This window comes from Nocardioides daeguensis, from assembly GCF_019192965.1.
GTDB classification, from domain to species: Bacteria; Actinomycetota; Actinomycetes; order Propionibacteriales; family Nocardioidaceae; genus Nocardioides; species Nocardioides daeguensis.
Window position 1 is genome coordinate 155,448 of sequence record NZ_JAHTKU010000003.1, and the last position, 14,373, is coordinate 169,820.

17 protein-coding genes are annotated in these 14,373 nt (G+C 72.8%); 12 read left to right on the plus strand and 5 right to left on the minus strand.

The window, feature by feature from the left end:
• Positions 1–3: 3 nt before the first annotated feature.
• From KU893_RS02470 to KU893_RS02485, 4 genes are read left to right on the plus strand one after another with little or no spacing between them, the layout of a single operon-like run.
• A complete protein-coding gene (locus KU893_RS02470; protein WP_218232723.1) occupies positions 4–657 on the plus strand; it encodes an ABC transporter permease in 654 nt (217 codons plus the stop codon).
• On the plus strand, positions 654–1,322 hold the full coding sequence (locus KU893_RS02475; protein WP_218232724.1) for an ABC transporter permease: 669 nt from the start codon (positions 654–656) through the stop codon (positions 1,320–1,322). The genes KU893_RS02470 and KU893_RS02475 overlap by 4 nt, the downstream gene beginning before the upstream one ends.
• Positions 1,319–2,242, plus strand: coding sequence for an ABC transporter substrate-binding protein (locus KU893_RS02480; protein WP_218232725.1), 924 nt, complete (start codon positions 1,319–1,321; stop codon positions 2,240–2,242). Before KU893_RS02475 ends, KU893_RS02480 begins: the two co-directional genes overlap by 4 nt.
• Positions 2,243–2,275: 33 nt before the next feature.
• Entirely contained in the window at positions 2,276–2,659 is a 384-nt protein-coding gene (locus KU893_RS02485) for a DUF1304 domain-containing protein (protein WP_218232726.1), read from the plus strand.
• A gap of 4 nt (positions 2,660–2,663) precedes the next feature.
• Here KU893_RS02485 and KU893_RS02490 read toward each other — a convergent pair whose 3' ends face one another.
• Positions 2,664–3,200 (minus strand): DUF4334 domain-containing protein, encoded by a 537-nt coding sequence (locus KU893_RS02490; RefSeq protein ID WP_218232727.1) that lies wholly within the window; start codon positions 3,198–3,200, stop codon positions 2,664–2,666.
• Between the two features lie 25 nt (positions 3,201–3,225).
• Positions 3,226–3,624 carry a homing endonuclease associated repeat-containing protein gene (locus tag KU893_RS02495; protein WP_218232728.1) on the minus strand — a complete coding sequence of 133 codons (399 nt, stop codon included), beginning with the start codon at positions 3,622–3,624 and terminating at the stop codon, positions 3,226–3,228.
• A gap of 150 nt (positions 3,625–3,774) precedes the next feature.
• Between KU893_RS02495 and KU893_RS02500 the strand changes: the two genes are divergently transcribed.
• From KU893_RS02500 to KU893_RS02525, 6 genes are all read left to right on the plus strand, one after another.
• Entirely contained in the window at positions 3,775–5,562 is a 1,788-nt protein-coding gene (locus KU893_RS02500) for a DUF3556 domain-containing protein (protein ID WP_218232729.1), read from the plus strand.
• Entirely contained in the window at positions 5,559–7,028 is a 1,470-nt protein-coding gene (locus tag KU893_RS02505) for a class I adenylate-forming enzyme family protein (RefSeq protein ID WP_218232730.1), read from the plus strand. The genes KU893_RS02500 and KU893_RS02505 overlap by 4 nt, the downstream gene beginning before the upstream one ends.
• Before the next feature lie 34 nt (positions 7,029–7,062).
• A complete protein-coding gene (locus KU893_RS02510; RefSeq protein ID WP_218232731.1) occupies positions 7,063–8,340 on the plus strand; it encodes a PucR family transcriptional regulator in 1,278 nt (425 codons plus the stop codon).
• A gap of 104 nt (positions 8,341–8,444) precedes the next feature.
• On the plus strand, positions 8,445–9,860 hold the full coding sequence (locus tag KU893_RS02515; protein WP_218232732.1) for a phytoene desaturase family protein: 1,416 nt from the start codon (positions 8,445–8,447) through the stop codon (positions 9,858–9,860).
• Between the two features lie 52 nt (positions 9,861–9,912).
• Positions 9,913–11,226 carry a cryptochrome/photolyase family protein gene (locus KU893_RS02520; RefSeq protein WP_218232733.1) on the plus strand — a complete coding sequence of 438 codons (1,314 nt, stop codon included), beginning with the start codon at positions 9,913–9,915 and terminating at the stop codon, positions 11,224–11,226.
• Positions 11,227–11,271: 45 nt separating this feature from the next.
• The gene (locus tag KU893_RS02525; RefSeq protein ID WP_218232734.1) at positions 11,272–11,904 is read left to right on the plus strand and encodes a serine aminopeptidase domain-containing protein; all 633 of its coding nucleotides are present in this window, start codon (positions 11,272–11,274) and stop codon (positions 11,902–11,904) included.
• Between the two features lie 22 nt (positions 11,905–11,926).
• Here the strand turns inward: KU893_RS02525 and KU893_RS02530 are convergent, their stop codons facing one another.
• Together KU893_RS02530 and KU893_RS02535 are read right to left on the minus strand one after the other, a co-directional pair.
• Positions 11,927–12,187 (minus strand): metal-sensitive transcriptional regulator, encoded by a 261-nt coding sequence (locus KU893_RS02530; RefSeq protein WP_218232735.1) that lies wholly within the window; start codon positions 12,185–12,187, stop codon positions 11,927–11,929.
• Complete coding sequence (locus KU893_RS02535) at positions 12,184–12,636, minus strand: DUF302 domain-containing protein (protein ID WP_246591632.1); 453 nt, start codon at positions 12,634–12,636, stop codon at positions 12,184–12,186. The genes KU893_RS02530 and KU893_RS02535 overlap by 4 nt, the downstream gene beginning before the upstream one ends.
• Positions 12,637–12,771: 135 nt before the next feature.
• Here KU893_RS02535 and KU893_RS02540 point away from each other — a divergent pair, with 135 nt between their 5' ends.
• Entirely contained in the window at positions 12,772–13,161 is a 390-nt protein-coding gene (locus KU893_RS02540) for a carboxymuconolactone decarboxylase family protein (RefSeq protein ID WP_218232736.1), read from the plus strand.
• A 3-nt stretch (positions 13,162–13,164) separates the two neighbouring features.
• The gene (locus KU893_RS02545) at positions 13,165–13,335 is read left to right on the plus strand and encodes a DUF8730 family Cys-rich protein (RefSeq protein ID WP_218232737.1); all 171 of its coding nucleotides are present in this window, start codon (positions 13,165–13,167) and stop codon (positions 13,333–13,335) included.
• 106 nt (positions 13,336–13,441) lie between these two features.
• Here the strand turns inward: KU893_RS02545 and KU893_RS02550 are convergent, their stop codons facing one another.
• The gene (locus KU893_RS02550) at positions 13,442–14,347 is read right to left on the minus strand and encodes an RDD family protein (protein WP_218232738.1); all 906 of its coding nucleotides are present in this window, start codon (positions 14,345–14,347) and stop codon (positions 13,442–13,444) included.
• Between the last annotated feature and the right edge of the window lie 26 nt (positions 14,348–14,373).

Genomic DNA, 14,373 nt, shown 5'->3' on the forward strand with positions numbered 1-14,373 from the left:
CCGGTGAGCTGGCTCGACGCCAACCGCGACTACGTCCTCGACATGCTGCTCCAGCACGTCCGGCTGTCCGTGCCCGCCATCGTGATCAGCGTCCTGGTCGCGGTGGTCCTGGGCCGGGTCGCCTGGCGCTGGCCCCGCGCCGGCACCGTGGTCCTCGGCAGCGCGAGCCTGCTCTACTCGGTGCCCGCGCTGCCGCTGCTCATCGTGATCCCGGTCCTGCTCGGCATCCCGCTGCGCTCCGGCCTCACGCTCGTCGTGGCGTTGGCCGTCTACGGCACCGCCCTGCTCGCCGGTACGGCGGCCGACGCGTTCGGCTCCGTCGACGCGCGGGTGCGGGAGGCGGCCGAGGCGATGGGCTACTCGCGGGCCGGGTTGCTCTGGAAGGTCGACCTGCCGCTCGCCGTCCCCGTGCTGCTCTCGGGGATCCGGGTGGTCACCGTCAGCACCGTCAGCCTGGTCACGATCGGCGCGCTGGTCGGCATCCCGAGCCTCGGCAACCTCCTCACCGACGGCTTCCAGCGCGACATCCGTGCCGAGATCGTGACCGGCGTGCTCGGCACCATGCTGCTCGCCGTCACCCTCGACGCACTGTTGGTCGCGCTCGGACGGGTCGTCACCCCCTGGCGGGCGGCCACCCCGGCGGGAGGCGCGTCGTGAACCTGTTCGGCGACGCCCTGGCCTGGATCACCGACGGCGCCCACTGGGGCGGCCCGGGCGGCATCGACCACCGGGTCGTGCAGCACCTGCTCGTCACCTTCGCCGCGGTCGCCCTCGCGGCCGTGCTGGCACTCCCGCTCGGGATCCTGATCGGCCACACCGGCCGCGGTCGGCTGGTCGTGGTCGCCCTGGCGGGCGCGGTGCGGGCGGTCCCGACCCTCGGCCTGCTCACCCTGCTCGGGCTGGCGCTCGGCATCGGCATCCAGGCGCCGCTGATCGCGCTGGTCGCCCTCGCCTTCCCCTCGCTCCTGGCCGGTGCGTACGCCGGCATCGAGGCCGCCGACCGCGGGGCGGTCGACGCCGCCCGTGCCGTCGGGATGAGCGAGTGGCAGCTGGTCACCCGGGTCGAGATCCCCCTCGGCGCCGACGTCATCCTCGGCGGGATCCGGGCCGCGACGCTGCAGGTCGTCGCGACGGCCACGCTGGCGGCCTACATCTCCGACACGGGGCTGGGCCGCTACCTCTTCTCCGGCCTCAAGTCCCGCCAGTACGACCAGATGCTCGCCGGCGCACTCCTCGTCGCCGCCCTGGCGCTCGTGCTCGACCTCACCATGGCTGCCCTCCAGCGGGCCAGCCGACCCACCACCCGAAAGGTTCCCTCATGACCCGCACCCCGCTCCGGTCCAGGCAGCTCGGTCTCGCCCTGGTCGCGGCCGCCGCGCTCTCCCTCACCGCCTGCGGCAGCGACGACCCGCTCAGCTCCGGCGACGGCGGCAAGGGCGGCGACAAGATCGTGATCGGCTCGCAGGACTACTACTCCAACGAGATCATCGCCGAGGCCTACGCCCAGGCGCTCGAGGCCGCCGACATCGAGGTCGAGCGGGACTTCCGGATCGGCCAGCGCGAGGCCTACCTCCCCGGCATCGAGGACGGCTCGATCGACCTGTTCCCGGAGTACACCGGCCCGTTGCTGCAGGTCTGGCAGCCCGACACCACCGCCCGCCTCGCCGACGACGTGTACGACGAGCTCGAGGACGCCGCCGACGACAAGGGCCTGGAGGTGCTCGACCAGTCCCCCGCCACCGACCAGGACTCCTACGTCGTGACCGCTGCGTTCGCCGAGAAGTACGACCTCGCCACGATCGAGGACCTCGCGAAGGTCACCGAGAAGCTCACCTTCGGCGCGAACTCCGAGGCCGAGAGCCGCCCCAACGGCCCGAAGGGCCTCAAGGACACCTACGGGGTCGACGTGGCCTTCACGCCGATCGAGGACAGCGGCGGCCCGCTCACCGTCAAGGCGCTCAAGGACGGATCGATCCAGCTCGCGATCATCTACACCGGCGACCCCTCGATCAAGAAGAACGACCTGGTGACCCTCGAGGACACCAAGGGACTGTTCCTGGCCTCGCACGTGGTCCCCGTCGCCAGCGACGACCTCAGCGACAAGGCCAAGGGCATCATCAACAAGGTGAGCGCGGCGATGTCGCCGGAGGACCTGGTCGACCTCGACGCCCGCAGCGTCGACGAGGAGCTGCCCGCCGCGACCATCGCGAAGGACTGGCTGCAGAAGGAGGGGTTGCTCTGAGCGCGGACCACGGGGCACGCGAGGATCTCTGACATGACCACCGCCGCGCTGGCGTTCGCCGGCCTCGCCGCCCTGCTCCACGTCTACATCTGGGTGATGGAGTCGTTGACCTGGACCACTCCCCGCACCCGCGCGACGTTCGGCATCAGCCCGGCGGAGGCGGAGGCGACGAAGGAGATGGCCTTCAACCAGGGCTTCTACAACCTCTTCCTCGCCGTCATCACCGCGGGCGGCATCGCCGCGTTCGGCGCCGACGACGACCGCGTCGGCGCCACGCTGGTGTTCTGCGGCGCCGGCTCGATGGTCGCCGCGGGCCTGGTGCTGCTGCTGTCCTCACCCGACAAGGCGCGCGCCGCGATCACCCAGCTCGCCCTCCCGGCGGTCGCGGTCGCGCTGCTGGCGGTCGCGCTGGCCTGAGACGTCAGTCCCGCGCCAGGACGAAGAAGTACGGCGGCGCGTCGCGCAGGTCCATGCAGCCCAGCAGGGTGTCCTCGTCGACCCGCCGGAACAGGTCGATGATCGGCAGGTGGTCGTAGCTCATCCCCGCCGTGACGACGCCGCGGTACTCGACGTTGCGCAGCCGCGCCCGCGCCTTCCTCGTCCGCAGCGCCGGCAGCGCCGCCCCCATGACGGTGCGTCCGCGGGCGACCACGCCGGACGGGATCTTGTCGAGGAGGCCGAACGGGATCCGTCGCGGGTCGACCGAGACGATGTCGCCGGACGGCGCGCGGAACAGCAGCGGGTGCACGTCGTCGACCGAGTCGAACTGCTTGCCGTACCAGCCCGACGCCTCCAGCAGCCCGTCCATCGGGTGGCCGGTGGCGAGCTCCCGGCCGTGCCAGCGACCGGTGATCTCCTCGGCCCGCACCGCCGGGAGGCTGTCGAAGAGGGCGAGGGCGTCGTCGAGCGCGCAGGCGGGCTCGAGCGCAGCGAGGCGGTCGCTGGGAATGACAGTCATGCTGTCATTGTTCCGCACGGGCGGCTCAGCGCCCGCCGGACGCCCGCTTCTTGACATCGGCCCACGCGAACCGTTGCCGCAGTGTCGCTCCGCTCGGCACGCCGTCGTGGCCCTTGGCCCAGGCCGCGTAGTCGGCGAACGAGCCGGTGCTGCCGGGCTCGGCGAGGTAGCGGGCGACGATCGCCACGACGTCGTCGTCGCTCCACCGACGGCTGGTCGACCGGGTCTTGTTGGTGGCGACCCCCGCCTGCGCGCACGCGGCGTTCCACGACCCGAACCGGCGGATCAGCAGCGCGGGCGAGGCGGCGAGACGCTGGCGCTGCCAGCCGTCGTACGCCGCCGCGGTCAGCGGCTCGCCGAGCTCGGCTGCCGCGGCGGCGAGGTCGGCGGCGATCTGCTCGTCGGAGAACTCAGGGACCCGCATGCAGCCCACCGTAGCCATCCGGCCGCCTGTTGTCCGTCGGGGACGAAGGCGCGCGCGATCTTCGGTCGTCGTGGCCGTGACCGTCGACACAGGGGCGAACCTACGGTCGGGACATCCGCTGCGGCGGCCCGTCCTGAAGGAGCCAGACCGATGCCTTTCCTCACCCCCGATGCCCCGCCCGTCGACCCGGCGGAGCTGCTCGCCCGTCCCCGACAGGAGCGGATCCGCCTCCTCGCCACCTTCTGGGCCGAGCACGGCTTCGGCACCCCGAAGATGGTGCACACGATCTACATCGTGAAGCTGCTCGTCCTCTACATCGGCGGCGGTGTGGCGCTCGCGACGCTCACCTCGGACGTCGGGGGCCCGCTCGACGTCGGGCATTGGTGGGACCAGCCGGTCATCTACCAGAAGCTGGTGCTCTGGACGCTCTTCCTCGAGCTGTTCGGCATCGGCGGCACGTGGGGGCCGCTGGCCGCGCACTTCAAGCCGATGACCGGCGGCATCGCCTACTGGGCGCGGCCGGACACCATCCGGCTGCCCCCGTGGCCCGGGAAGGTGCCCTTCACCGCCGGCGACAACCGCAGCCCGTTCGACGTCCTGCTCTACCTCACCACCCTCGCCAGCTTCCTGTTCGCCGTCGTCGCCGGCAGCAGCACGACGATCGAGGGCCTGCGCGGCGTCGAGATGGTCGACCCGCGGCTGATGGCCCTCTCGGCGGGCCTGCTCGTGCTCTGCGGCCTGCGCGACAAGATCCTGTTCCTCGCGGCCCGCGGCGAGCAGTACCTGCCGATCCTGGTCGTCTCCGCGCTCGCCGGCAGCGTGCTCACCCTCACCGACGTCATCGTCGCGGCCAAGCTGATCATCGTCATCGTGTGGGTGGGTGCGGCGATCTCCAAGATGAACGCGCACTTCGAGAACGTCGTCCCGCCGATGGTCTCCAACGCGCCCTTCACCCCGAAGCGCGTCAAGCGTGCTCACTATCGCTCGCTGCCCGACGACCTCAAGCCCTCGAAGGTCGCCTGGTTCATGGCCCACGTCCTCGGCACGACGGCCGAGCTGGTCGTCCCGCTGGTCCTGCTGCTCAGCACCAACTGGACGATCACCCTGCTCGCCGTCGGCTCGATGGTGCTCTTCCACCTGTTCATCACGCAGACGTTCCCGCTCGCCGTACCGCTCGAGTGGAACATCCTGTTCTCCTACATCACGGTCTTCCTGTTCGCGGGCCACTTCGCCGGGGACGGCTACGGCGTGGGCGACCTCAGCGAGCCCTGGATGCTGCCGGTGTTCGTCGCGGCCCTCGTCTTCTTCCCGGTGCTCGGCAACCTGCGCCCCGACCTGGTCTCCTTCCTCCCCTCCATGCGCCAGTACGCCGGCAACTGGGCCTCGGCGACCTGGGCCTTCGCGCCCGGGGCGGAGGCGAAGCTCAACCAGCTCAAGAAGCCCGCGAAGAACCAGATCGACCAGCTCGTCGAGGGCATGGGCTACTCGCCCGAGGTCGCCGAGATGACCATGCAGATGACGCTGAGCTGGCGCGCGATGCACAGCCAGGGCCGGGGCCTGTTCTCGGTGATGCAGGACTACCTGGGTGAGCAGTACGAGACCTACTCGCTGCGCGAGGCCGAGTTCTGCTGCAACGCGATCATCGGCTGGAACTTCGGCGACGGCCACCTGCACGACGACCAGCTCATCGAGGCGATCCAGAGGCGGATCGGTTTCGCTCCCGGTGAGTTCGTCGTGGTCTGGGTCGAGTCGCAGCCGATCCACAAGCCGACCCAGGAGTACTTCGTGATGGACGCGGCCCTCGGCATCGTCGAGCGCGGCACCTGGCTGGTCTCCGACTGCGTCAAGGAGCAGCCGTGGCTGCCCAACGGCCCGGTCCCGACCACCGTCACCTGGCGGCACCCGGAGCACCGGCCGGTCACCGAGGTCTCGGCATGAGCGCGCTGGCCCGGATCCCCTTCGCCCGCGCGGAGCACGACCCGACCGGGTCCTGCGTCCGCGACGGCGAACGGGTCCTCGACAACGCCACGTTCGCGACCGACGTACGCCGCCTCGCGCGGCAGCTCGGTGACCTCGGCGTCGCCCCCGGCGACACGGTCGCGGTGATGCTGCCGAACTGCGCGGAGATCATCACCACGATGTTCGCGGCCTGGCACCGCGGCTCGGCGCTGACCCCCGTCAACGCGGTGCTGACCGACGACGAGGCCCGCTACCAGCTGCAGGACTCGGCGGCCGCGGTGCTGGTGGGCGACGAGCGGGCGCGCGAGCTGGCCGCCTCGGTCGGGATCGCCTGGCTGGACGCGGCGTCGATCCACACCGGTCACAGCGCCCCGGAGCCGGACGACGGACCGGTCGCGACGGCGGAGGACTTCGCGCTGATCATCTACACCAGCGGCACGACCGGGCGGCCCAAGGGCGTGCTGCTCGACCACGCCAACCTGGACGCGATGAGCGCCTCCCTGGTCGAGCACTTCTCGCTGACCTCCGCAGACACCAGCCTGCTGGTCCTCCCGCTGTTCCACGCCAACGGGCTGATCGCCGGCACCCTCGCGCCGCTGCGCGCCGGGGGCGACGTGGTGGTCGCGCCGCGGTTCTCCCCCGACACCTTCTGGGACCTGGTCGAGACCCACCGGCCGACGTACTTCTCGGCGGTGCCGACGATCTACGCCGTGCTCGAGGCCCGCACCGAGCGGGCGGTGGACACCTCGTCACTGCGGTTCCTGGTGTGTGGGGCGGCGCCGATGCCGGCCGAGCTGATCGTGCGGTTCGAGGAACGGTTCGGCGTCCCTGTGGTCGAGGGATACGGCCTGTCGGAGAGCAGCGTCGCCTCGAACATCAACCCGCTCGACGGGCCGCGCAAGCCCGGCACGGTCGGCATCGCACTGCCCGGCCAGGAGGTCGCGGTGGTCTCCTCGTCCGGCGAGCAGCTGCCGCCGGGCGCGCGCGGCGAGGTCGTGATCCGTGGCGCGAACGTGATGCGCGGCTACCTCGGCCGGCCCGAGGAGACCGCGAAGGTGATCCGGGACGGGTGGCTGCACACCGGCGACGTGGGGATCATCGACGAGGACGGGTACCTGAGCATCGTCGACCGGATCAAGGACCTGATCATCCGCGGCGGCGAGAACATCTACCCCAAGGAGATCGAGGAGTGCCTCTACGCGCACCCGGCGGTGCTCGAGGCGGCCGTGGTCGGCCGGCCGGACGCGGTGCTCGGCGAGGTGCCGGTCGCGTACGTCGCCCCGCGGCCCGGTCACGTGGTGACGTCCGAGGAGCTGCACGCCCACTGCGCGGAGCGCCTCGCGCGCTACAAGGTGCCCGCGGAGTTCGAGGTCCGCACGGAGCTGCCGAAGAACTCCGTCGGCAAGCTGGTCAAGGGGTTGCTGCGTGAGCCGAGCCAGGTCTGACTCGACGGCGCGGTCTTCTGCGAGGATGCCGGTCGTGGCTGAGCGATCCGGCGCCGAACTCGTCGAGGCGGTCGCGGCTGCGTTGCAGTCGCGGCTCGCCGACCTCACCGGCGCCCTGCGCGACCGGCTCGCGACCCGGATCGAGGAGCTCCACGGTGACGCGGTCATCATCGACCTGCTCTACGCGAGCATCGAGGGCAACATCGAGAACATCCTCAACGCGTTGCGCCACGACATCGCGCTCGACAAGATCGAGCCGCCGTCGGCGGCCTACGAGTACGCACGACGGCTCGCGCAGCGCGGCGTGGCGGTCAGCGCGCTGGTCCGCGCCTACCGGCTGGGTCAGCAGAACCTGCTGGAGCTGGTGTTCGCCGAGTGCGAGCGGATGGACGTCGCGCCGGCGGACCGCGCGGCGGCGTACGAGAAGGTCGTCGAGGTCACCTTCGACTACATCGACTGGATCTCGCAGCGGGTGATCACGGTCTACGAGGACGAGCGCGAGCGGTGGCTGGCCGAGCGCAACAGCGCACGCTCCGGTCGGGTCGACGAGCTCATCGCCGGCACCGTGACCGATGTCGACGCCGCCGAGAAGGTGCTCGGCTACCGGCTGCGGGTCACGCACCTCGGGGCCGTGCTGTGGGTGCACGAGACCGGGGCACAGCAGGACCAGCTCACCCGGTTCACCAGCGCCGCGGCGGCCATCGCCGAGGTGCTCGGCGCCCGCGGCACGCCGCTGCTGGTGCCACACGACCGCGCCACCGCCTGGGCCTGGTTCGCCGTCCCCGAGGACTCCGCCGACGCCGTGCCCGACCTCGGCGCGCTCGCCGCCCGGCTCACGCAGGCGGGCGAGCCGCCGGTCCCCCGGCTGGCGCTGGGCCGGCCGACGTCGGGCGTCGACGGCTTCCGGCGCACCCACCTCGAGGCGCTGCAGGCCCAGCAGGTCGCAACCGTCGGCGACGACCCGCGTCGCTCGGTGACCAGCTTCGACGAGCCCGGCCTCAAGGTCGCCTCGCTGCTGACCCACGACCTCGACACCACCCGCGCCTGGGTGCACGAGACGCTGGGCGACCTCGCCCGCGACGACGAGCAGCACGAGCGGCTGCGCCACACGCTGCTGTTGTTCTTCCAGAACGACAGCAGCTACACGGCCACCGCGGAGGCGATGCTGATGCACAAGAACTCCGTGAAGTACCGGATCGCGTCCGCCGCGAAGGCGCTGGGCCGCCCCATCGGCTCGGACCGGCAGGCGATCGAGCTCGCGCTGACCGCGTGCCACTGGCTGGGCCGCGCGGTCCTGGTCGAGGCGGGCTGATCGATGGCGGCGGCCGACCTTGTGCGCCGGGACCAAAGCGGGTCCGCGAAGTCAGGCCTCCCGGGACATGGGGCACGAGCCCGCGGCCGCCGTACGGTCGGACCATGACGGACGCGATCGTGATCGGCAGCGGGCCCAACGGCCTGGCCGCGGCGCTGACCCTGGCCCGCGCGGGCGTGGCCGTGACCGTGCTCGAGGCGCACGACGAGATCGGCGGCGGCACCCGGACCACCCAGCCGTTCGGCGAGGGGATCCTGGTCGACCACTGCGCCGCCTTCCACCCGATGGCGGTCGGCTCGCCCGCGTTGAGCGGCCTCGACCGCTACGGGCTGCAGTGGGCGTGGCCCGAGATCGACGCGGCCCACCCCCTCGACGACGCCGCCCCCGCGCTGCTGCACCGCTCGGTCGAGGCCACCGCCGCCGGGCTCGGCGCCGACGCGCGGCGCTGGCGAGCACTGTTCGGCGGCCCGTCACGGGCCTACGGCAAGCTGGCCACCGACATCCTCGGCCCGGTCGTGCACCTGCCCCGGCACCCGTTCCTGCTCGGCCGCTTCGGCGCTCCGACGGTGCTGCCCGCCGCGCTGCTCGCCCGGTTCTTCCGCACCGAGCAGGCCCGCGCCCTCTTCCTCGGTACGACGGCCCACGCGATGCGCCCGCTCACGGAGGTCGTCTCCTCGGCCATCGGCACCGGCATCCTCACCGCCGGCCACCACGACGGCTGGCCGGTCGTCGTCGGCGGCACCCAGGCTCTCACCGAGGCGCTCGCCAAGGCCCTGCTCGACCACGGCGGCCGGATCGAGACCGGCGTCCGGGTCACCTCACTGGACCAGCTGCCACCGGCGGACGCCGTCCTGCTCAACCTGTCCCCCACCGCCGCCCTGGACCTCTACGGCGACCGGCTGCCGGCCGGCACCCGCCGGTCCTACCGCCGCTACCGCTACGGTCCGGCCGCCTTCAAGGTCGACTTCGCCGTCGAGCAGGGCGTGCCCTGGCGCGACGCCGACCTCGGCCGCGCCGGGACCGTGCACCTGGGCGGCGGTCCGGCCGAGATCATCGCCAACGAGCGGGCGGTCGCGGCGGGCCGGATGCCCGCCCGCCCGTTCGTGCTGCTCGGCCAGCAGTACCTCGCCGACCCCTCCCGCTCGCGCGGCGACGTCCACCCGGTCTACAGCTACGCCCACGTCCCCGCCGGGTTCGACGGCGACGCCACCGAGGCGATCACCGCCCAGGTCGAGCGCTTCGCTCCCGGGTTCCGCGAACGGATCGTCGACGTCCACGTCACCGCACCCGGCCGGTTCAGCGCCGAGAACGCCAACTATGTCGGCGGCGACATCCTCACCGGCGCCAAGTCGCCGGGCGCCCTGCTGCTGGGGCCGCGCCCCGGCCGCAACCCGTACCGCACCGGCGCTCGCGGGATCTACCTCTGCTCGGCGGCCGCCCCGCCGGGACCGGGCGCCCACGGCATGGCGGGCTTCCGCGCCGCCCGGCTGGCGCTCAAGGACCTGGGCCTGGACGGCTGACCTCGGCACCGCGGGCCGCCCCGGGTTCGGGGCCGTCTGCCAGCATGGCCGGGTGAGTGCGAGCATCCTGTGGTTCCGCCGCGACCTGCGGCTCCGCGACCACCCGGCCCTGCTCGCCGCGGCCGCGGACGGACCGGTGCTGCCGCTGTTCGTGCTCGACCCGGCCCTGTGGGGGACGTCCGGTGACGTCCGTCGGGCGTTCCTGCTGCGCACGCTCCGCGCGCTGGACGCGGACCTGCGCCGGTTCGGCCCGGGGTTGGTGGTCCGGTCGGGCCGCCCGGAGTCCGTCGTACCGGCGTTGGTGGCCGAGGTCGCAGCGCAGGCGGTGCACGTCAGCGCCGACTTCGGTCCCTACGGTGCCGCCCGGGACGCCCGCGTCGAGGAAGCGCTCGGCGACGTGCCGCTCGTGCGCACCGGGTCGCCGTACGCCGTCGCGCCGGGCCGGGTGCTCACCAACGACGGCAGGCCCTACCAGGTGTTCACCCCGTTCCATCGCGCGTGGGTCGACCACGGCTGGCGTGCGCCTGCGGAGTCGGACCCGGCGTCGGTCGACTGGGTCGGCGCACCGTCCGAGGACCTGCCCGCGGAGCCGGACGTGTCGGGCGTCGACCTCCCCGAGGCGGGCGAGGCCGCGGCGCTGGCGCGCTGGACGGCGTGGCGCGGGACGCCGTACGACGACGTGCGCGACCGCCCCGACCTCGACGCCACCTCGCGGCTCTCCCCCGACCTGCGCTGGGGAACGATCCACCCGCGCACCGTGCTCGCCGACCTGGATGCCCGCAACCCTCACGCCGCGACCTTCCGCAAGGAGCTGGCCTGGCGGGAGTTCTACGCGCACGTGCTGCACCACTGGCCGAGCTCGGCGCGCGAGTACTTCCGTCCCGAGCTGCGCGGACTGCCGTACGTCACCGGCGCCGAGCTGGAGCACCGCCTCGACGCGTGGACGCAGGGCCGCACCGGCTACCCGATCGTCGACGCGGGGATGCGCCAGCTGCTGGCCGAGGGCTGGATGCACAACCGGGTGCGGATGATCGTCGCGTCCTTCCTGGTCAAGGACCTGCACGTCGAGTGGCAGCACGGCGCCCGGCACTTCATGCGCCACCTCGTCGACGGCGACCTCGCGAGCAACCAGCACAACTGGCAGTGGGTCGCGGGCTGCGGCACCGACGCGGCGCCGTACTTCCGGATCTTCAACCCGACCACGCAGGGCAAGAAGTTCGACCCCGACGGCGGGTACGTGCGGCGCTGGGTGCCCGAGCTCACCGATCCGTCCGTGGGCACCTACCCCGAGCCGATCGTCGACCACGCGGAGCAGCGCGCGGCGACGCTGGAGGCCTACCAGCTGCTACGACGACACGGAGGCTGACCCATCCACGACGCCGACCGCTCCGAAGACCCGGTGATGCCCGAGATGACGACCAGCTCCGCGACACCGGTGTTCACCGACACCTGGGTCCCCGACTCCGCCCGGGCGATCACGCTCGTGCTGCACGGCGGCGCCCAGCACGGCACCGACCCGCTCGACGGCCGGAGCCTGTCGTGGCGGCGCGGCCGCGCGCTGGCCCGGCACGTCGCGGCGGCGGTCGCCGCCGACGACGTCGGCGTGCTGCTGCTGCGCTACCGCGTCCGCGGCTGGAACGCCGGCCACGGCTCGGTTCCCTCCCCCGTCGCGGACGCCCGTTGGGCCCTCGACGAGATCGCCCGCACCCACGACCTCCCGGTCGCCGTCCTCGGCCACTCGATGGGTGCCCGGACCGGCGTCGCCGTCGCCGACCACCCGTCGGTCCGCGGCGTCGTCGCCCTCGCTCCGTGGCTGCCGCCCGACGACCCGGTGGCGCCGCTGGCCGGCAAGATGCTCCGGGCCGCCCACGGCCGCCTCGACCGGATCACCTCCGCCCGCGCCACAAGTGCCTACGTCGCCCGCGCCGCCGAGGTCGCCGACGCGGAGTTCACCGACATGGGCGCCGTCGGGCACTACCTGCTGCGCCGGATCCCGCTGTGGAACGCCTACGCCGCCGCGGGCGTCCGCGAGGTGCTCGGCTGAGTCGGTGGGGCGGGCACCCGGCTCACGCCAGCGCCAGGAACAGCTTCTCCATCTTCTTGGCGTCGACGCTGTCGGGCCCGCCCTCGACCAGGCACTTCTGCAGGCCGCTGGCGACCAGCGCGTAGCCGCCGCGGCCGACGGCCTTGTTGACGGCCGCGAGCTGGGTCAACGCGTCCTCGCACTCGCTGCCCTCCTCGAGCATCCGGATCACCGACGCAAGGTGTCCGTTCGCCCGCTTGAGGCGGGTGATGATCGCCTTGATCTCCTCAGGCTCCAGCTTCATCGGTTGCTCCCGTCGGTCCGGCTCGTCGCGGTCAGGCTCTCCATCATCCCGGTGAGCCGGGCGCGGCCGTCGGCGGCCACCTCGGCGAGTGCCGGATCCGGCGCCAGCGAGGCGAGCAGGCCGGGGTCCATCACGTCGACCCGGGTACGCCCCTCCCCCGCGTCGGCGACCACGACGTTGCAGGGCATCAGCGTCGCGATCCGCGGCTCGACCTGGAGGGCGCGGTACGCGAGCTGCGGCCGGCAGGCGCCGAGGATCAGCTGCGCCGGCACCTCCACGTCGAGCTTCGCCTTCAGCGTGGCCCGGATGTCGATCTCCGTGAGCACCCCGAACCCGGCCTCGGCGAGCAGCTCACGCACCAGCGCCACCGTGTCGTCGTACGACGCCTCGAGGGTCGCGCTCATCGTGAAGTCGGTCAGCTCCATCAGGTCCTCCTTGAGATTGGCCATCCCCCCTAGGGGATCTGCTACCGTTTCCATCGTAACCCCCTGGGGGGATAAAGCGAAAGCGACCCCGGCCGGGTGACGGACCCGATCTTCTCCACGTTGCCACGATGGAGCCCAGCCCACCTGAGAGGAACCACGATGACCGAGCACGACTCTCCCCACGCCAAGCCCGTCCTCGACGAGCTCTCCCCGCTGCACCGCCAGCTCCGCCGCGCGATCCCCGACGTCTACCAGGGATTCGGCGCGCTCTCCCAGGCCGCCTTCGCCGACGGCGCGCTCCCCAAGCGCACCAAGGAGCTGATCGCGCTGGCGATCGGCGTGGTCGAGGGCTGCGACGGGTGCATCGCCTCGCACGGCCAGGCCGCCGCGCGCGCCGGCGCCACGAAGCAGGAGGCGGCGGAGGCCATCGGTGTCACGTTCCTCATGCACGGCGGTCCCGCGACCATCCACGGCGCCCGCGCGTACGACGCGTTCTGCTCGTTCGCCGACGCCCTCGAGCCGGCCGCTGCGCCCTCGACCGAGGCCTGAGCCGTGTGCCGTCCCGTGGACTGCAAGACGTGCGGCAGGACGACCTGGGCCGGCTGCGGCCAGCACGTCGCGTCCGTGCAGGCGCAGGTGCCCGCCGACCAGTGGTGCGCCGGGCACACGACCGACCGCGAGACCGGCGGCGAGAGCCCGTTCCGCCGGCTCTTCGGGCGCTGAGGAGACCCGCCGCGCCACGGCCCACCGCGGCCCGCTGCGGCCCGCTGGGGCTCTCGGTGAGCGGAACCGGCCCGCAGGCCGACGAGGTGGCGCCGACCCCCGGCGTTCAGGCCGCGTCGTGGGCGCGCAGGTACGCCGCCAGCGGGCCCGGCAGCTGGGCCTGTCGGTCTCCCCAGTCGTAGACCACCGCGGTGCGCGCGACCAGGTCGTGCAGCGCGCGGTGGTCACGGCGCAGCACGACGAGTACCAGCCCCAACCCGAACAGCAGCGTGCTCAGCGGGAACGCGCACACCCGCACCACCGCAGCTGCGGGGCGTACCGGTCGTCCCGCGCCGGACACGACCTTGAGTCCCACCATCGCCTTGCCCACGGTGCGGCCGGCGACCGTGGTGCCGACCGCGACGTAGAGCCCCGCCCAGCCGAGCAGCACGACCGACGCGACCACCCCGGGGACGCCGTCGAGCGAGGCGTCGAAGATCGCGTCGAGCAGGAAGCCGGTCAGCCCCACCCCGATCGAGTACGACGCCAGCACGACCCCCACGTCGACGGCGAGCGCCGCGGCCCGGCTCACCGCGCCGGCGTACCGCCCCGTGACCGTCGCCCCGCCCTCCCCGTCCATCAGCAGGTCCGGCCCGAGCGGTGCCGGGCCGCGGCGGCGCAGGACCCGGTCGACGACCCGCGCGGCCACGGTGTCGAGGCCGGTCACCTGACTGCGGGCGACGTCGAGGGTGCGACCGGCGAGGTGGCTCGTGGTCTCGGCGACGACGTCGGGGATCCCGGAACGCTGCACCAGCGCCTCGACGTCCGCTCGCGCGAGGAGGCGGTCGATGTCCACGCGGTCGAGCAGCCGGTCGACGTCGATCCGGTCCAGCAGGTGGTTGACGTCGATCTGGTCGAGGACGGCGTCGATGTCGACGTGCCCGAGGATCTCCTCCACCGGCACGGCGTCGACGACCTTGCCCGTCACCGCACCGGCGACACGGCTGAACAGACCCGGCTCGGAGGGCGTCATGCGGTCAGGATTCCATAGGCTGCGCC